This is a genomic window from Cupriavidus sp. GW822-FHT06G04, assembly GCF_058799075.1.
In genome coordinates this window covers 451,952-468,027 of record NZ_JBXALD010000001.1, presented here as the reverse complement: position 1 = coordinate 468,027, position 16,076 = coordinate 451,952, and the positions used below count along the sequence as shown (strand labels likewise).

19 protein-coding genes are annotated in these 16,076 nt (G+C 64.1%); 15 read left to right on the top strand and 4 right to left on the bottom strand.

Annotated elements, in window-relative coordinates; genetic code table 11:
* Positions 1-14: 14 nt before the first annotated feature.
* Positions 15-998, top strand: a complete 984-nt coding sequence (locus AC1RKI_RS02155; protein WP_492794016.1) for a Bug family tripartite tricarboxylate transporter substrate binding protein — start codon at positions 15-17, stop codon at positions 996-998.
* Here the strand turns inward: AC1RKI_RS02155 and trmL are convergent, their stop codons facing one another.
* Positions 999-1,469, bottom strand: coding sequence for a tRNA (uridine(34)/cytosine(34)/5-carboxymethylaminomethyluridine(34)-2'-O)-methyltransferase TrmL (gene trmL, locus AC1RKI_RS02150; RefSeq protein WP_061957247.1), 471 nt, complete (start codon positions 1,467-1,469; stop codon positions 999-1,001).
* A 52-nt stretch (positions 1,470-1,521) separates the two neighbouring features.
* On the bottom strand, positions 1,522-2,292 hold the full coding sequence (locus AC1RKI_RS02145; protein ID WP_492794018.1) for a ComF family protein: 771 nt from the start codon (positions 2,290-2,292) through the stop codon (positions 1,522-1,524).
* A 117-nt stretch (positions 2,293-2,409) separates the two neighbouring features.
* On the opposite strand from AC1RKI_RS02145, the gene AC1RKI_RS02140 reads away from it, so the two are divergent.
* From AC1RKI_RS02140 to AC1RKI_RS02105, 8 genes are all read left to right on the top strand, one after another.
* Positions 2,410-3,348, top strand: a complete 939-nt coding sequence (locus tag AC1RKI_RS02140; RefSeq protein WP_492794020.1) for a methyltransferase domain-containing protein — start codon at positions 2,410-2,412, stop codon at positions 3,346-3,348.
* A 275-nt stretch (positions 3,349-3,623) separates the two neighbouring features.
* Positions 3,624-4,205: a DUF2244 domain-containing protein gene (locus tag AC1RKI_RS02135; protein WP_084004015.1), complete on the top strand. Its 582-nt coding sequence runs from the start codon at positions 3,624-3,626 to the stop codon at positions 4,203-4,205.
* Positions 4,202-5,470 (top strand): cytochrome c oxidase subunit II, encoded by a 1,269-nt coding sequence (gene coxB, locus AC1RKI_RS02130; protein WP_150982476.1) that lies wholly within the window; start codon positions 4,202-4,204, stop codon positions 5,468-5,470. Before AC1RKI_RS02135 ends, coxB begins: the two co-directional genes overlap by 4 nt.
* A 42-nt stretch (positions 5,471-5,512) precedes the next feature.
* Positions 5,513-7,132: a cytochrome c oxidase subunit I gene (gene ctaD, locus AC1RKI_RS02125; RefSeq protein WP_061957243.1), complete on the top strand. Its 1,620-nt coding sequence runs from the start codon at positions 5,513-5,515 to the stop codon at positions 7,130-7,132.
* A gap of 55 nt (positions 7,133-7,187) precedes the next feature.
* Positions 7,188-7,334, top strand: coding sequence for a cytochrome oxidase small assembly protein (locus tag AC1RKI_RS02120; RefSeq protein ID WP_227458339.1), 147 nt, complete (start codon positions 7,188-7,190; stop codon positions 7,332-7,334).
* A 36-nt stretch (positions 7,335-7,370) separates the two neighbouring features.
* Entirely contained in the window at positions 7,371-7,976 is a 606-nt protein-coding gene (locus AC1RKI_RS02115) for a cytochrome c oxidase assembly protein (protein ID WP_227458337.1), read from the top strand.
* Position 7,977: 1 nt separating this feature from the next.
* Positions 7,978-8,193: a DUF2970 domain-containing protein gene (locus AC1RKI_RS02110; RefSeq protein ID WP_061957240.1), complete on the top strand. Its 216-nt coding sequence runs from the start codon at positions 7,978-7,980 to the stop codon at positions 8,191-8,193.
* A 97-nt stretch (positions 8,194-8,290) separates the two neighbouring features.
* Entirely contained in the window at positions 8,291-9,151 is an 861-nt protein-coding gene (locus AC1RKI_RS02105) for a cytochrome c oxidase subunit 3 (RefSeq protein WP_061957239.1), read from the top strand.
* Between the two features lie 97 nt (positions 9,152-9,248).
* On the opposite strand, the gene AC1RKI_RS02100 is transcribed toward AC1RKI_RS02105, so the two are convergent.
* A complete protein-coding gene (locus AC1RKI_RS02100; protein ID WP_061957238.1) occupies positions 9,249-9,458 on the bottom strand; it encodes a twin transmembrane helix small protein in 210 nt (69 codons plus the stop codon).
* A 60-nt stretch (positions 9,459-9,518) separates the two neighbouring features.
* Here AC1RKI_RS02100 and AC1RKI_RS02095 point away from each other — a divergent pair, with 60 nt between their 5' ends.
* The 5 genes from AC1RKI_RS02095 (at position 9,519) to AC1RKI_RS02075 (ending at position 13,723) form a co-directional block, all read left to right on the top strand.
* Positions 9,519-10,271 carry an SURF1 family protein gene (locus AC1RKI_RS02095; RefSeq protein WP_492794023.1) on the top strand — a complete coding sequence of 251 codons (753 nt, stop codon included), beginning with the start codon at positions 9,519-9,521 and terminating at the stop codon, positions 10,269-10,271.
* A 28-nt stretch (positions 10,272-10,299) separates the two neighbouring features.
* The gene (locus AC1RKI_RS02090) at positions 10,300-10,947 is read left to right on the top strand and encodes an SCO family protein (RefSeq protein ID WP_223505642.1); all 648 of its coding nucleotides are present in this window, start codon (positions 10,300-10,302) and stop codon (positions 10,945-10,947) included.
* 30 nt (positions 10,948-10,977) lie between these two features.
* A complete protein-coding gene (locus AC1RKI_RS02085) occupies positions 10,978-12,081 on the top strand; it encodes a COX15/CtaA family protein (protein WP_492794025.1) in 1,104 nt (367 codons plus the stop codon).
* Between the two features lie 8 nt (positions 12,082-12,089).
* Positions 12,090-13,016 carry a heme o synthase gene (cyoE, locus tag AC1RKI_RS02080; RefSeq protein ID WP_084004016.1) on the top strand — a complete coding sequence of 309 codons (927 nt, stop codon included), beginning with the start codon at positions 12,090-12,092 and terminating at the stop codon, positions 13,014-13,016.
* A gap of 92 nt (positions 13,017-13,108) precedes the next feature.
* Positions 13,109-13,723, top strand: coding sequence for an SCO family protein (locus tag AC1RKI_RS02075; RefSeq protein ID WP_492794027.1), 615 nt, complete (start codon positions 13,109-13,111; stop codon positions 13,721-13,723).
* A 176-nt stretch (positions 13,724-13,899) separates the two neighbouring features.
* On the opposite strand, the gene rpoH is transcribed toward AC1RKI_RS02075, so the two are convergent.
* Entirely contained in the window at positions 13,900-14,835 is a 936-nt protein-coding gene (gene rpoH, locus AC1RKI_RS02070) for an RNA polymerase sigma factor RpoH (RefSeq protein ID WP_150982479.1), read from the bottom strand.
* Positions 14,836-15,179: 344 nt separating this feature from the next.
* Here rpoH and AC1RKI_RS02065 point away from each other — a divergent pair, with 344 nt between their 5' ends.
* Positions 15,180-16,052: a pirin family protein gene (locus AC1RKI_RS02065; RefSeq protein WP_061957233.1), complete on the top strand. Its 873-nt coding sequence runs from the start codon at positions 15,180-15,182 to the stop codon at positions 16,050-16,052.
* Positions 16,053-16,076: the final 24 nt, after the last annotated feature.

Here is a 16,076-nt window from a genome sequence, read left to right as displayed (position 1 = left end):
AAACAACCTGAACAGTGCTTTCCCGCCGCCAAGCCATTCTTGCGCTCGTCGCATCCCCCGCAGCCGCGCTGCGTCCCACGCAGGCCGTCGCCGATGACTGGCCCAGCAGGCCGATCCGCATGGTCGTGCCGTTTCCGGCGGGTTCGTCGCCGGACCTGATCGCGCGCATCGTCACGGAAAAGCTGGCGCTTGCACTGGGCCAGCCCATCGTGATCGAAAACCGCCCCGGTGCTGGCGGCAATATCGGCACGGGCACCGTGGCCAAGGCCGCGCCCGATGGCTATACGTTGCTGTTCACCATTAACGGTCCGCTGGTCACCGCGCCTTCGCTGTACCGGCATCTGAGCTATGACCCGATGAAGCAGCTGGCGCCGGTGACGCTGGTTGCCACGTCGCCCAATGTGCTGGCGATCGATGCGCGCCTGCCGGTGCACAGCCTCCGCGAATTCGTCGCGCTGGCCAAATCCAAGCCCGGCGCGTTGAACTATGGTTCGGTCGGCAACGGCAGTGCAGCCCATCTGGCAATGGAGCAGCTCAAGGCAATGGCTGGCATCGACTTGCAGCACGTGCCTTATCCGGGATTTCCGCAGATCACCACGGCCATGATCGGCGGCCAGGTGCAGGCGGGCTTCATGGTGCCTGCCATCGCCATGCCGATGGTCAATGCGGGCAAGCTGCGCCTGCTGGCCGTGACGTCGACCGGCCGCACGGCTGTGCTGCCGTCGGTGCCGACGGTGGCCGAATCGGGTTATCCGGGTTTCGAGGCGATCTCGTGGCAGGCCATCCTCGCGCCGGCCGGCACGCCCGCGCCGATCGTCGATCGGCTCTATCGCGAACTGGTGAAGGTGATCGGCAGCGACGACGTGCGCGAGAAAATGCGTGCGCAATACTTTGTGCCGGCTGGCACCGCGCCGGCGTCGCTGCGCCAGACGATGGTCAGCGAGAAAGCGCGATGGGACAAGGTGATCCGCGCTGCCAGTGTGCAGCCGGAAAATTGATCAGGCGCCGCCCGCGAATCCGTTCTGCCGCCAGGCTTCGAAGACCACCACGGCCACCGTGTTGGACAGGTTCAGGCTGCGATTGTTGGGCCGCATTGGCAGCCGGATGCGCTGTGCAGCCGGAAACCATTCGCGGCGCTCGGGCGACAGCCCGCGCGTTTCAGAACCGAACACGAACCAGTCGCCCGGGGCAAAGCTGACCTGACCGAACGGCGTCGAGCCATGCGTGGTCAGCGCGAACATGCGCGCCGGATCGGGTTGTTCGGCGGCCATCAGCGCGTCCCAGCTGTCATGCACGCGCATCGTTGCGTACTCGTGATAATCCAGGCCCGCGCGCCGCATGCGGGCATCTTCGAGCGGAAATCCCAGTGGTTTGACCAGATGCAACTGCGCGCCGGTATTGGCGCACAGGCGAATCACATTGCCGGTGTTCGGCGGGATTTCGGGTTCGACAAGGACGACGTTGAACATGGGCTGAGGACTCAAAAACCGGAGCGCAGCTTAACCCGTACGGCACCCGGTGTCACGGCGTGCGAAGTGCCGGCAGCGCCGTGACGCGCGCTACGCCGTGCGCCTTGAGCACCCGTGCGGCCTCGCGCAGGGTGGCGCCTGTGGTCATCACATCGTCGACCAGTCCAACGTGCCGCCCGACCAGCGATGCCGTGGGATGCACCGCAAACGCCCCCTGGACGTTCGCCCGGCGCGCATCCAGATCGAATTCGCGCTGGCTGGCCGTATGGCGATGGCGCACCAGCGCGGTGGCCATGGCTGCGACGCCCAACTGCCGCGCAAGCGGCCGTGCGATTTCCCATGCCTGATTGAAGCCGCGCTCGGCCAGACGCGCTGGCGACAGCGGAATGGGGACGATCAAGTCCGGCGCGGCGCCGGATGCCTGCACACAGCCGGCCAGTTGCGCGGCGATCCAGTGCGCGGCCGGCAATTTGGCGCCGAACTTGAGCCGCTGGACTAGCGCGTCGAAAGGATCGGCATAGTCGCCCAGCGTAAGCGTTGCGTCGATGGGGTCGTCGTCGGCGCAAACGCCGCAGTGGCCTCCGCCGGGTAGCGCGCAGCGCGGACATCTGGGCGCGGGGTGTCGCAAGGCGCCGGCGCAGGCCGCGCATACGACATCGCGCTGGACCGCCGCGCACAACAGGCAGGCTGATGGCAGCAAGGCCGACCATATCGACAGCCGCCCCGTCGCGGTGGGCGGCGCCGCTTCCGGCGTCACGCGCGCGACTGCATTCCGTGCCCGTTCCGGCGCCGCCTTGCGCGTGGGCTGCGCGCCGGCAGCCATCGGCGGGCGCGCGTATACTTCGGGTCCGGTCGGCCCGCGGTGCGTGCGACGACCGTCCGAAGGTGCGACACTTTGCCGCACTGTCCGCCGATTGGTTTCTTTCCGTCCTGCTTGTCCGTGTCCCTGCATGCCACCGATTCCCCTGATGCCTGGTTGCCGCCCGCGCGGCTGACCCGGCTTGCTTTCGACCGCCGCAGCCCGCGCTTCGGCCAGCTTGATTTTCTGCTTGGCGAGATTGGCCAGCGCATGCAGGAGCGCATGGAGGTGGTCAAGCTGTCGCCGCGCCGCGCGCTCGATATCGGCTGCGGGCATGGACAGGGTCTCGCGGGATTGCGTGCGCGGTTTCCCGACGCGCAGATCGCCGGTCTCGATATCTCCGGCGCGATGCTCCAGCAGGCGGGACAGCGCGATCCGCAACGCCGGCCCGGCTGGATCGGACGCCTGCTCGGCAAGCGTCCGATGTTCGACCTGGTGCAGGGCGATCTTGCCACATTGCCGTTTGGCGCCGCCAGCTTCGATCTGTTGTGGTCCAACCTCGCGTTGCACTGGCATCCCGAACCGCACCGCGTGTTTCCGGAGTGGCATCGTGTGGCTGCCGACGATGGGCTGGTGATGTTCTCGCTGTTCGGCCCCGACACACTCAAGGAATTGCGCGCCGCGTTCGCGCAGGTCGATCTGGATGCGCATACGCTGCGCTTCGTCGACATGCACGACATTGGCGACATGCTCGTGCACAGCGGCTGGTCCACCCCTGTGATGGACATGGAAACGCTGACCGTCACTTACGAATCGGCTGAAACGCTGTTGCGGGAAGTGCAGGCGTTCGGCGGACTGCGCCGCCCGGGCAACGCGGGTTTGCGTGGCAAGGGATGGCGCCGGGCCGTGCTCGCGGCGCTCGATGGTTTGCGCAACGCCGATGGCGTGATCCCATTGACGTTCGAGATTGTCTACGGCCATGCATGGAAAATTCCGCCGCGTGGCAAGCAGGCGACGGACGATCTGGGGCGCGCGATTATTCCGGTCGACAAGATCGGGCGGGCGCGGCCACGCAACTGACGGCGCGCGACATCGCGTTTGCCGCCCCGGTTGGCCGACAATCGGGGCGCATCGTTTGTGTTGCCTATCGGCAGCGCTTGCCTGATGCACAAAAAAATCGGGAAGGCAAGCACTGCGGTCAAATCCTATGTTGTTCAGGTATGCGAAGCGCCATATAATGGGCCGGTTTGTCGCAGTGGTCCCCTGGCACAAGAACGCATCCGGAAGGCACTACGCACGTGCTTGCCTGACGCGGGTTTCGTCCCGGGTGTGCATCCGATGCAGAGTGGTTGGCGATGCAAGACTTGGGTATCGCATTCCAGACGGCAGTAGGTGACTCCGGCGGAAATCTCGACGGACGCACCCCCTTGCCGAGCAACGACTGGCTGATGAAGCGCAATTGCTCGCTCTCTCCACGCCAGGTCGGCTGGTTCTACTTCTCCATCGCATGTTTTTCCATGTCCATCGCGGCGTTTCTTGTCGCCTGGCATGGGGCCTGGCTCGTGTTGCCGTTTGCCGGCCTGGAACTGATCGGGCTGGGGATTGCCCTGCTGGCGTATGCGCGCCATGCGGCGGATTATGAACGCGTGAGTGTGACCGACGGCATGCTGGTCGTGGAGACAGCCAGCGCCAGTCGGGTCACGCGGGAAGTATTCAATCCACAGTGGGTGCGGATTGAACTGGGTGAATCGTTCCGGGCGCTGGTGGTCTTGCGGTCGGGCAAGCGCACCGTGCGGGTGGGGTGTCATCTGGACCCGTACCGGCGGCGCAAGTTCGCGCAGGAGCTCGCGGCGGCCTTGCATGGCGTTCCGATCGGACGCGATGCGGGGCAGGGCGGGGACAGATTTGAATCTGTAAATTGGGTAGATAAACAATGAAAATGTGGAAGAAGGCATCCGCAGCATGTCTGGCAGGCGCGTCCCTGCTTGTCAGCCAGGCGGCCTCCGCGGTCAGTGACATGCCGGGCGGCCCCGCCGTGCGGCAACTTAATCTGGCCGAACCCGTTACAAAAATCGCCGAACAGATTCACTGGCTGAACTGGATGATGCTGATCATTTGTACTGTGATCTTCATCGCCGTGTTCGGCGTGATGTTCTATTCCATCTTCAAGCATCGCAAGAGCAAGGGCGCCAAGGCCGCGTCGTTCCACGAAAGCATCACCGTGGAAGTGATCTGGACCATCGTGCCGTTCCTGATCGTGATCGCGATGGCGCTGCCGGCCACCAAGACCGTGGTGGCGATGAAGGACACCACCAATTCGGACATCACGATCAAGGCCACCGGCTACCAGTGGAAGTGGGGGTATGACTACCTCAAGGGCCAGGGCGAGGGCATCTCGTTCGTGTCCACGCTGACCACGCCGCGCGAGCAGATCAACAACCAGCAGGAAAAGTCGAACACCTACCTGATGGAGGTGGACAACGAGCTGGTGGTGCCGGTCAACAAGAAGATCCGCATCGTCACCACCGCCAACGACGTGATCCACGCCTGGATGATTCCCGCCTTCGGCGTGAAGCAGGATGCGATTCCGGGCTTTGTGCGCGACACCTGGTTCCGCGCCGAAAAGACCGGTATCTATCGCGGACAGTGCGCAGAGCTGTGCGGCAAGGAACATGCGTTCATGCCGATCGTGGTGCGCGTGGTGTCCGAACCCGAATACGCGAAGTGGGTCGACGACAAGAAAAAGCTGATGGCGGCCGCGGCGGACGATCCCAACAAGACCTGGACGCTCGACGAAATCAAGGTGCGCGGCGAAAAGGTCTACGCGGCGAATTGCGCCGTCTGCCACCAGCCGACCGGCAAGGGCGGCGGCGCGTTCCCGGCGCTTGACGGCTCGAAGGTCGTCAACGGCCCGAAGGCAGGCCAGATGCACATCCTGCTCGAAGGCAAGGGCGGCATGCCGTCGTGGAAGCAGTTGTCGGACACCGAGCTGGCCGCGGTCATGACGTACACGCGCAACAGCTGGAGCAACAAGACCGGCGAAGTAATCCAGCCGGCGGACTTCTCGCAGGCGCGCGCCGGCAAATTCCCGGAAGGCGGCGGCGCACAAGCCGGCGCCGGCGATGCGGCGCCCAAGGCCGCCACGCCGACCACGTCCAACGACAAGCAGGCCAGCCTCGCGGGTAACCGCGTCGCAGGCTGACCCGCGGCAGCCCCGCATTCAGGAATTGATGGAGTCATTGCGATGAGTACCGCTACCCCGGAGACACTGGGCCATCCGCACGACCACGCGCACGATCATGGTCACGATGACCACGCGCACGATCATCCGCACGGCTGGCGACGCTGGCTGTTTGCGACCAACCACAAGGATATCGGCACGCTGTACCTGCTGTTCGCGTTCACCATGCTGCTGTCCGGCGGCGTGCTGGCGCTGCTGATCCGCCTGGAGCTGTTCGAGCCGGGCCTGCAGTTCTTCCGTCCCGAGCTGTTCAACCAGTTCACCACGATGCACGGTCTGATCATGGTGTTCGGCGCGATCATGCCGGCGTTCGTGGGCTTCGCGAACTGGATGATCCCGCTGCAGATCGGCGCATCGGACATGGCCTTCGCGCGCATGAACAACTTCAGCTTCTGGCTGATGCCGCCGGCCGCGCTGATGCTGGTCGGCTCGTTCTTCGTGCCGGGCGGCGCCACCGCCGCGGGCTGGACGCTGTACGCGCCGCTGTCGGTGCAGATGGGCCCGGGCATGGACCTGGCAATCTTTGCCATGCACATCATGGGCGCGTCGTCGATCATGGGGTCGATCAACATCATCGTCACCATCCTCAACATGCGCGCGCCGGGCATGACGCTGATGAAGATGCCGATGTTCTGCTGGACCTGGCTGATCACCGCCTACCTGCTGATCGCCGTGATGCCGGTGCTGGCCGGCGCCATCACGATGGTGCTGACGGACCGCCACTTCGGCACGAGCTTCTTCTCGGCCGCCGGCGGCGGCGACCCGGTGATGTACCAGCACATCTTCTGGTTCTTCGGGCACCCCGAGGTGTACATCATGATCCTGCCGGCGTTCGGCATCATCTCGCACGTCGTGCCGACCTTCGCGCGCAAGCGCTTGTTCGGCTACAGCTCGATGGTGTACGCCACGGCGTCGATCGCGATCCTGTCGTTCATCGTCTGGGCGCACCACATGTTCACCACTGGCATGCCGGTGACTGGCCAGCTGTTCTTCATGTACGCGACGATGCTGATCGCGGTGCCCACGGCCGTGAAGATCTTCAACTGGATCGCCACCATGTGGCGCGGTTCGATGACGTTCGAAACCCCGATGCTGTTCGCGATCGGCTTCATCTTCGTGTTCACGATCGGCGGTTTCACCGGCCTGATGCCGGCCGTGGCACCGATCGACATCCAGCTGCAGGACACCTACTTCATCGTGGCGCACTTCCACTACGTGCTGGTGGCGGGCTCGCTGTTCGCGCTGTTTGCGGGCTTCTACTACTGGGGTCCGAAGTGGAGCGGTTTCAAGTATGACGAGATGCGCGGCAAGATCCATTTCTGGGGCTCGCTGATCTTCTTCAACGTCACCTTCTTCCCGATGCACTTCCTGGGTCTGGCCGGCATGCCGCGTCGCTATGCCGACTATCCGACCCAGTTCACGGACTTCAATGCCGTGGCGTCGATCGGTGCGCTGGGCTTCGGCCTGATGCAGGTGTACTTCTTCTTCGCCGTGGTACTGCCGTCGTACCGTGGCGGCGAAGCTGCCGGCGACAAGCCGTGGGATGGCGCGGAAGGCCTGGAATGGACCGTGCCGTCGCCGGCGCCGTTCCATACCTTCGAAGAACCGCCGTTGGTGAAGTAATCGCACTCACACAGGCCGGATGCCTCGCGCATCCGGCCAATCCGATCCGCACATCATGCAGCCCTCAGCAAAAAGCCCGTCGCAGCAGGAGCGACAAGCCAGCCAGAAAGCCGCCAACCGGCGCCTGGGCTGGATCCTTCTGTCGATCGTGATGGTCTTTTTCCTGGGATTCGTTGCCAAGATGAAATTTCTTGGCGGCTGAAAGCCGAAGAAAAGAATGAACTAGCAGGAGACTGGCGTGGACGCGCAGGACAGGGCTATCGAGAAGCGCTTCAACCGCGGCATGATGTTGCGCCTGCTGGTGGTGGTGACGTTGATGTTTGGCTTTGGCTACGCGCTCGTGCCGCTGTACAAGGCGATCTGCGATATCACCGGGCTGAACGTGGTGACCACGCGCGACCTCTACGGCGCCAGCGCGGTCAAGAATACGCAGATCGACAAGAGCCGCACGATCACCGTGGAATTCGATTCCAACGCGCGCGGGCCGTTCGCGTTCCGCCCCGTGAAGCATTCGATGGAAGTGCATCCGGGCGAGTTGACGACGATCGTCTACGAAGTGGCAAACGGACAGGCGCGCGATATTTCGGCTCAGGCGATTCCGAGCTACGCGCCCAAGCAGGCCACCGAGTACTTCAAGAAGGTGGAGTGCTTCTGCTTCAAGCAGCAGACGCTCAAGGCAAAGGAAGCGCGCGAAATGCCGGTGGTCTTCGTGATCGATCCGAAGCTGCCCAAGGATGTGAAGAACATCACGCTGTCGTACACCTTTTTTGAAGTGGGCACGCCGGTAGCGCAGGCGCCGGCAGCCGGCGCGGCCGATGGCGCGGCCGCGCAGCAGGGAGGCTGAGATGGCGATCGACGATCCGGTGCATCGCAAGGCATCGTTTGCGCAGACGGTGCGCGCGGTGTTGTGGTCGTTCATTGGGCTGCGCAAGGGATCGGAGCATGAATCCGACATGGCGCGGCTGAACCCGGTGCATGTGATCATCGCCGGGCTGATTGCGGCGGCAGTGTTCGTGACGGTCTTGATCCTGATCGTGCGCGCCGTGGTCAGCCAGGCATAGCAGGGCAGCAGATACAAAGCGAGCACGCCGCCGGCCAGATGTCGGGGCCGGACGCGCGGATAAACATGAATCGAGACTTTGAGCTGGAGATAGAAGAATGAGTGCGAATCGCGCAAACGCCCCGTACTACTTCGTGCCGGGCCCGTCGCGCCATCCGATCACGGCGGCATTCGGCCTGCTGATGACCGGTGCGGGAGCCGCCGGTTGGGTCAACGGGCAACCTTGGGCGCCGTATCTGTGCGGCTTTGGCCTGCTGTGGTTCCTGTTCGTGCTCAAGAGCTGGTTTGGCGACGCCATCGGCGAATCCGAAGGGGGCAAGTACGGCAAGAACATCGACGTGTCGTTCCGCTGGTCGATGGGCTGGTTCATCTTTTCCGAGGTGATGTTCTTCGCGGCGTTCTTCGGCGCGCTGTTCTATGCCCGCACGATCGCCATGCCGTGGCTGGGCGACCTGAACAACAAGATCATCTGGCCGGACTTTGCCGCCGTATGGCCCAACACGGGTCCGGCCGGCACTATCGAGAGCTTCCAGGTGATGGGCCCGTGGCCGATCCCGACCATCAACACGGCACTGCTGCTGACCTCCGGCGTGACGCTGACCTGGGCGCACCACGCGCTGCTGGCCGGCAAGCGCAACCAGGTAATCCAGGGCATGGTGCTGACGATCCTGCTCGGCGCGATCTTCATGTGCCTGCAGGCCTACGAATACATCCACGCGTACCACGAGCTGAACCTGAAGCTCACCTCGGGTGTCTACGGTTCGACGTTCTTCCTGCTGACGGGCTTCCACGGCTTCCACGTGACGATGGGCGCGATCATGCTGGCGGTGGTGCTGGGCCGCGTGCTGAAAGGCCATTTCACGCCGGAACATCACTTCGCCTTCGAAGGCGCCGCCTGGTACTGGCACTTCGTGGACGTGGTATGGCTGGGTCTGTACGTGGTGGTGTACTGGTTGTAATGCACGATCGCCGCTGCGGCGGCGATGCAGTTCCAACAAGAAGCGCCGCGGGAGACATCCTCAGCGGCGCTTTGTTTTTTGCGATACGGCGGCCGGTTCAGGGCGCCATCTGGATGCCGGTGCTGTGGATCCAGCCCATCCAGTGCGCAAACAGGATGAACAGGAACAGCGCCACCGAAAAGCCGACGCGCAGCATCAGCGAGCGCATCATGTTGGGCGTGCGGCCGCGGTCGCGCATCATGAAGAACAGCGCGGAAGCCAGGCTGCCGATGATCAGGATGAAGGCGACGATGATGACGAAGCGCATGAGGGGAGCCGTTTTGGTAGGCGCTCATTATCGCACCGTGCCTGCGCGGGTGAACCCGTGATGACCCGCACGCTCTGGCGCGCGCCGGGCCCGGTGCCGTTGCTGGCCGCGCTGCTCGTCATCGCGGTGACCTGCGCGCTGGGCAACTGGCAGTTGCGGCGCGCGCATGAACGGACCGACCGGGCCGCGCGGCAGGCGGCGCTGGCCGCGCAGCCGCCGCTCGATCTGCGCGGCGACACTGCCGACGCGTCGCGCCTGGTCGCTCGGCGCGTGCGCGTGCGTGGCGCCTTCGATGCGGCCCACACCGTGTTGCTGGACAATCGCCCGCATGGCAATGGATCGGACAGCCGCGCGGGATTTCTGGTGCTGACGCCGCTGCGTCTGGCCGGCGGCGGCGGCGTGCTGGTGCTGCGCGGCTGGCTGCCGCGCGATGCGCAGGATCGCACGCGCATCGCACCGTTCGACACGCCGACCGGCGAGATCGAGATCGAGGGGACCGCGCTGGCAGGCGTGCCGCGCGTCTTTGGTCTCGGCCACGATCCTGGAGCGGAGGCCGGCCGCAAGATCCGTCAGAATGTCGATCTTGCCGCCTTTGCGCATGAGATTTCAACGCCACTGGCGCCTGTGGTGGTGGAACAGTCCACCGACCTCGGCGACGGCCTCTCGCGCGACTGGGCCCCGGCCGACTCGGGCGCGCAGCGCAACTACGGCTACGCCGCACAGTGGTTCGGCCTGGCAGCGCTGACCGCGGTACTGGTGGCCGTGCTGGGCTGGCGCCGGGCGCGGCGCGAATCCGCAACGGCAAGCAACTAACCGAACGATGAACGTACAGACCAATTCCATGCCGCAGCAAGATCCCTCGGTCACGCCCGAATCGCGTGGCGACGCCCGTATCGATGCGCGCACGCGTCGCGGCCGTCTGCAAATGCTGATGTTGCTGCTGGTGTGCGCATCGCCGGTGCTTTTCTCGTATTTCACCTATTACGTGATCAAGCCGAGCGGCGGCAGTACCAACTATGGCGCGCTGATCGATCCGCAACGCCCCATGCCGGCCGCGCAACTGATAGACGAGCGCGCCCAGCCGCAACCGCTGACCGCGCTGCGCGGCAAATGGCTGATGTTGATGACCGATGCGTCTGCCTGTGACGAGGCCTGTGCGCGCAAGCTGTTCACGATGCGCCAGATCCGCGCAGGGCAGGGCGAAGACCGCGAACGGATCGTCCCCGTCTGGCTCATCCCGGACCAGGGGCGTGTGGACGAGCGGCTGTCCAACGCCTACAACGAACCCTATGCGGGCGTGCGTTTCATGCGCATGGATCGCGCGGCGATCGCGCAATGGCTGCCCGCGCAGGATGGCGGCCGCATCGAGGACACGATTTTCCTGGTCGATCCGATGGGCAACCTGATGATGCGCTGGCCCAAGGATCCAGACCCGAAGAAGATGAGCGGCGATCTCAAGAAGCTGCTCAAGTATTCCCGCATCGGCTGATGCATTGACTGATTGACCGGCTGTTCCGAAATGCTGCTCCAGCTCGCCATCATTGGCATCCTGATCGCCCTGTTGCCGCTGTCCTATGTGATGGTGCGCGGCAGCCGTGACAAATATCGCAAGCTCGTGTGGATCACGGCGTTCCTGACGCTCGATCTGATCATGTTCGGCAGTTTCACGCGCCTGACCGATTCGGGCCTTGGCTGCCCGGACTGGCCGGGCTGCTATGGCCATTCCAATCCGCATGCGGCAATGGAGCCGATCCGCGCGGCCGAAACGGCCTTGCCGAGCGGCCCGGTGACGCTGGTCAAGGCATGGATCGAAATGATCCATCGCTATTTTGCGATGGCAGTGGGCGTGCTGATCATCTCGCTGATGGTGCTGGCATGGGTCAGGCGGCGCGAACTGAGGCAATCGCCATGGTTTCCGACCGGCGTGTTCCTGTTGGTTTGCGTGCAGGGCGCGTTCGGCATGCTCACGGTGACGATGAAGCTGCAACCGATCATCGTCGTCACGCACCTGCTGCTGGCGATGGCGCTGCTGGCATCGCTGATCTGGCTCGGCTCGCGCAACGATCCGCCGCACGTGGTGGCGCGCGAGGCGGCTTCGCTGCGCGGGGCCGGACTGCTGGCGATCGTGCTGCTGGTGATCCAGATCTTTCTGGGCGGCTGGGTCAGCACCAACTATGCGGTGCTGGCCTGCACTGACTTTCCGCTGTGCAATGGGCAGATCATCCCGGAAATGGACTTTCGTCATGGCTTCACGCTATGGCGTCAGCTTGGCATGACCGCCGACGGCGATTACATTCCGCACGCGGCCCTGGTGGCGATCCACTGGGTGCATCGCGGCTTCGCTTTCGTGGTGCTGGGCTACCTGCTCTGGTTTGGCCTGCGGGCGCGCCGTATGACCGGTCTGACGCGCCACGCCACATGGCTGCTGGGCGTGCTGGCGCTGCAATTGGCCACGGGCCTGTCCAACATCATGTTCGACTGGCCGCTGGTGGCGGCGGTCGCCCATAACGGTGGAGCAGCCCTGTTGCTGATGCTGTTGCTCCGTCTCAACTACAATATCGGCCTCGCGACCCGCTCCGCAGGCGCCGCAGCCCAACCGTCCGTTGCCGCGCGCGCCACATGAAGGACAAGATGCCCCCCGTGGTTACAGCTACCCACTCCCATTCCTCCGTGGGCCGATTGCTTCACCTGGCCCGCCAATACGCCGCCCTGACCAAGCCGCGCGTGACGCAACTGGCCGTGTTCTGCGCGATCATCGGCATGTTCCTGGCCACGCCGGGCATGGTGCCGTGGTCGGTGCTGATCGGCGGTGCCGCCGGCATCTGGCTGCTGGCCGGCGCGGCGTTCGCCATCAACTGCCTGGTGGAACAGAAGATCGACGCGCTGATGCGCCGCACCGCATGGCGGCCGTCCGCCACGGGGGAAATCAGCACGCCTCAGACGCTGGTCTTCTCGGCCATCCTGGGCGGCGCGGGCATGTGGCTGCTGCACGTGTTCGCCAATGACTTGACGATGTGGCTGACCTTCGCCACGTTCCTCGGTTACGCGGTGGTCTACACGATCCTGCTCAAGCCCGCCACGCCGCAAAATATCGTCATTGGCGGTCTGTCCGGCGCCATGCCGCCCGCGTTGGGCTGGGCGGCCGTGGCAGGCACGGTGCCGGCCGAGGCGTGGTTCCTGGTGCTGATCATCTTTACTTGGACCCCGCCGCATTTCTGGGCGCTAGCCCTGTATCGCCGCGCCGACTACGCCAAGTCCGGCCTGCCGATGTTGCCGATCACGCACGGCGAGCGCTACACGCTGTTGCACATCCTGCTGTACACGCTCGTGATGATCGCCGCCACGCTGCTGCCTTTCGTCTACGGCATGAGCGGCTATATCTATCTGGTCGCCGCTTTGGGGTTGGGGCTGGTGTTCCTCGGCTACGCCTGGAAGCTGTTCCGCAACTATTCGGACCAACTGGCCCAGCGTACCTTCCGCTATTCGATCCTGTACCTGTCGCTGCTGTTCGCGGCGCTGCTGGTCGATCACTACTTCAAATTCGTGCCGCAGGCCTGATGCGCCGCCTGCGGCATCTTGCCGCGCCCGAAGTCGAGGCTGACGCGATCGGCGATACTTTCGGGCGAATCCCTCTTCCCGACACTGCCCGCATGCCGAATTCCGCCTCAGGCTTCTTTGCCACGTTCCGCCGCTTGTGCCTGCTTGCGCTCTGCGCCGCGCTGCTGGGGGCGTGCGGTCAATCCAAGCCGTCGTTCAAGAACGTCGATATTTCGGGCGCGTCGGATTTCGGCCAGGATTTCGCGCTGCAGGATCCGACTGGCAAGACCCGCAGACTGGCCGACTTCAAAGGCAAGGTGGTGCTGATGTTCTTCGGCTACACGCACTGCCCCGACGTTTGCCCGACGACCATGGTCGAGCTCAAGCAGGTGATGGAAAAGTTGGGGCCGGACGCCGACAAGGTACAGGTGCTGTTTGTGACGGTCGATCCCGAGCGCGACACGGCGGCCCTGATGGCCCAGTACGTGCCGGCCTTCGATCCGCGCTTCCTGGGTCTGCGCCCCGCCGATGAAGTCGCGCTGAAGAAGGTGACGAAGGACTTCAAGGTCTACTACGCCAAGGTGCCCGGCACGTCTCCCGAAAACTATACGGTGGACCACTCCGCCGGCAGCTACGTGTTCGACCAGAACGGTCAGTTGCGCCTGTTCCTGCGCCACGGCCAGGGCCCCGAGCCGATCGCGCATGACCTCAAGGCGCTGATGTCCTGAAGCGGCCGGCAGGCGGGTGCGGAGCCGCCGGCAAGCGGCTTGCACGCTCCGACGCCCGTTGAGCGCCGAGGCCCGCGATGTCCAGCCCAGCGCCCGATGAGCGGCCCCATACGCCGCCTCACAAAGCAAAAACGCCGGTCGATCGACCGGCGTTTTTCGTCTGGCAAGGGCAAGGATCAGGCAAAAGCGGCCAGCGCACCCTTCATCTTCTTCATCGCAGCCGATTCGATCTGGCGGATCCGTTCGGCCGATACGCCGAATTCGTCGGCCAGTTCATGCAGCGTGGCGCCGCCCGAGCCGTCGTCGTTCACGTCCAGCCAGCGGGCCTCGATGATGCGGCGGCTGCGCGGGTCCAGCTTGGTGAGCGCTTCCTCCAGGCCTTCTACCTGCAGACGGTCCTGGCGCTTGGCCTCGAGCACCTTGGTAGGCTCGTTGTGGTTGTCCGCGAGATAGGCGATGGGAGCGAATTCTTCCTCGCCGTCGTCGATCTGGCCCTCAAGCGCCATATCGCCACCCGACATGCGGGTCTCCATCTCCATCACTTCTTCGGGCTTCACATTGAGCTCGCGCGCCACGGCTTCAATCTGCTCGGGCGTGAAAGTGTGGGCGCCCTGCTTGTGACTGCGCAGGTTGAAGAACAGCTTGCGCTGGGCCTTGGTGGTCGCCACCTTGACCATGCGCCAGTTCTTCAGCACGTACTCGTGGATCTCGGCCTTGATCCAGTGCATGGCATACGACACCAGCCGCACGCCCTGTTCCGGGTCGAAGCGCTTCACGGCCTTCATCAGGCCGATATTGCCTTCCTGGATCAGGTCCGCGTGGGGCAGGCCATAGCCCAGGTACTGGCGGGCGATCGACACCACCAGGCGCAGGTGGGACATCACCAGACGGCGGGCTGCATCGACCGAATCGTTGTCGCGCAGATCGCGCGCAAGGCGAAGCTCTTCCTCGGCGGTGAGCATCGGAATACGATGGACGGCCTGGATATAGCTGTCCAAATTGCCCAGCGTGCCCGGAAACGTCAGCGCAAAGCTGTTCGCGGCAGCACTCTTGGGCGCCGTCGGCAGACGGCGGGAAACCTGGGTTTGATCGGCAGACATGACTGCGTTCACTATGACTCCTTTCGCATCCGGCGGTGGGTTGCCGGTGTGCCCCCTCTGGGACACGCATTGCAACGCATATTAGCACTCGAACCGGACGAGTGCTAAGTTAGAGGAGCTACAAGGTTGATAGTTCCAGCTCATCGAAATCTATTTTCGCATAGCTTCTCACATAGCCCTCCCAAAGTCGGATTCCAGATCCCATAAGGGCTGGCGGGCCACAGCCGGTCAACAGGAAGTTTAGAGGGCCAATCCGTCCATCGGTTTCATACGAATTCACGTCAAATTCGGGATGAAGAATTGCTGGATTCGCTACACTGAAGTTGTTTCGCCGCCTCATTTCCGGAGATGCCTTCATGTCTGCTATCGAACACTTGCTAAAGCCGCATGTGCGGGACATTGGCGAGTTCACAGTTCGCCGCCTGTTGCCCGCCGCCACCACCCAGACGGTCGGTCCGTTTATTTTTTTCGATCATATGGGGCCCGTCGCGATGGAGCCGGGACAGGGCATGGATGTGCGCCCGCATCCGCATATCGGTCTGGCGACGGTCACATACCTGTTCGAGGGCGAAATCATGCATCGCGACAGCCTGGGCAGCGAACAGGTGATCCGTCCCGGCGACGTGAACTGGATGACGGCGGGGCGCGGCATCACCCACTCCGAACGCTCGCCGACGGCTGCGCGCGAGGCGGGACCGCGCTTGCATGGCATCCAGACCTGGGTGGCGCTGCCGAAGGCGCATGAGAACGATCCGCCGTCGTTTCACCACCATCCTGGCGCCACGCTGCCCAAGCTGGAACTGCCGGGCGTGCGCATGACGGTGATCGCCGGCGATGCATTTGGCGCCGAGTCGCCGGTGCGCGTGTACAGCCGCACGCTCTATGTCGCCATCGAGATGGATGCCGGGGCGAGCCTGGTGATCCCGCCCGAACACGTGCAGCGCGGCGTGTACCCGGTGGACGGCAATCTCGAGCTCGATGGCGAAACGCTGCCCGCCGAACACCTCGTGGTGCTCACGCCGGGCGAGCAGGTGACGCTTACGGCGACCATTCCGTCGCGCGTGATGTTGCTGGGCGGCGATCCCACGGACGGCCGGCGCTTCATCTTCTGGAACTTCGTGGCCAGCAGCAAGGAAGCGATCGAGGAAGCCAGCCAGCGCTGGCAGGACGACCAGTTTCCCCACGTGCCGGGCGAGACCGAGCGGATTCCGCTGCCGGTCCGCAAATAGCGCCAGATCCACCGCGCGGCGGAC

What these genes read in the sequence shown, in the direction of transcription:
- trmL (WP_061957247.1), bottom strand. Translation starts at nt 1,469, where the DNA reads ATGTTCAACGTCGTCCTTGTCGAACCCGAAATCCCGCCGAACACCGGC.
- AC1RKI_RS02145 (WP_492794018.1), bottom strand. Translation starts at nt 2,292, where the DNA reads ATGGCTGCCGGCGCGCAGCCCACGCGCAAGGCGGCGCCGGAACGGGCA.
- AC1RKI_RS02135 (WP_084004015.1), top strand. Translation starts at nt 3,624, where the DNA reads ATGCAAGACTTGGGTATCGCATTCCAGACGGCAGTAGGTGACTCCGGC.
- coxB (WP_150982476.1), top strand. Translation starts at nt 4,202, where the DNA reads ATGAAAATGTGGAAGAAGGCATCCGCAGCATGTCTGGCAGGCGCGTCC.
- ctaD (WP_061957243.1), top strand. Translation starts at nt 5,513, where the DNA reads ATGAGTACCGCTACCCCGGAGACACTGGGCCATCCGCACGACCACGCG.
- AC1RKI_RS02120 (WP_227458339.1), top strand. Translation starts at nt 7,188, where the DNA reads ATGCAGCCCTCAGCAAAAAGCCCGTCGCAGCAGGAGCGACAAGCCAGC.
- AC1RKI_RS02110 (WP_061957240.1), top strand. Translation starts at nt 7,978, where the DNA reads ATGGCGATCGACGATCCGGTGCATCGCAAGGCATCGTTTGCGCAGACG.
- AC1RKI_RS02105 (WP_061957239.1), top strand. Translation starts at nt 8,291, where the DNA reads ATGAGTGCGAATCGCGCAAACGCCCCGTACTACTTCGTGCCGGGCCCG.
- AC1RKI_RS02100 (WP_061957238.1), bottom strand. Translation starts at nt 9,458, where the DNA reads ATGCGCTTCGTCATCATCGTCGCCTTCATCCTGATCATCGGCAGCCTG.
- AC1RKI_RS02095 (WP_492794023.1), top strand. Translation starts at nt 9,519, where the DNA reads ATGACCCGCACGCTCTGGCGCGCGCCGGGCCCGGTGCCGTTGCTGGCC.
- AC1RKI_RS02090 (WP_223505642.1), top strand. Translation starts at nt 10,300, where the DNA reads ATGCCGCAGCAAGATCCCTCGGTCACGCCCGAATCGCGTGGCGACGCC.
- AC1RKI_RS02085 (WP_492794025.1), top strand. Translation starts at nt 10,978, where the DNA reads ATGCTGCTCCAGCTCGCCATCATTGGCATCCTGATCGCCCTGTTGCCG.
- cyoE (WP_084004016.1), top strand. Translation starts at nt 12,090, where the DNA reads ATGCCCCCCGTGGTTACAGCTACCCACTCCCATTCCTCCGTGGGCCGA.
- AC1RKI_RS02075 (WP_492794027.1), top strand. Translation starts at nt 13,109, where the DNA reads ATGCCGAATTCCGCCTCAGGCTTCTTTGCCACGTTCCGCCGCTTGTGC.
- AC1RKI_RS02065 (WP_061957233.1), top strand. Translation starts at nt 15,180, where the DNA reads ATGTCTGCTATCGAACACTTGCTAAAGCCGCATGTGCGGGACATTGGC.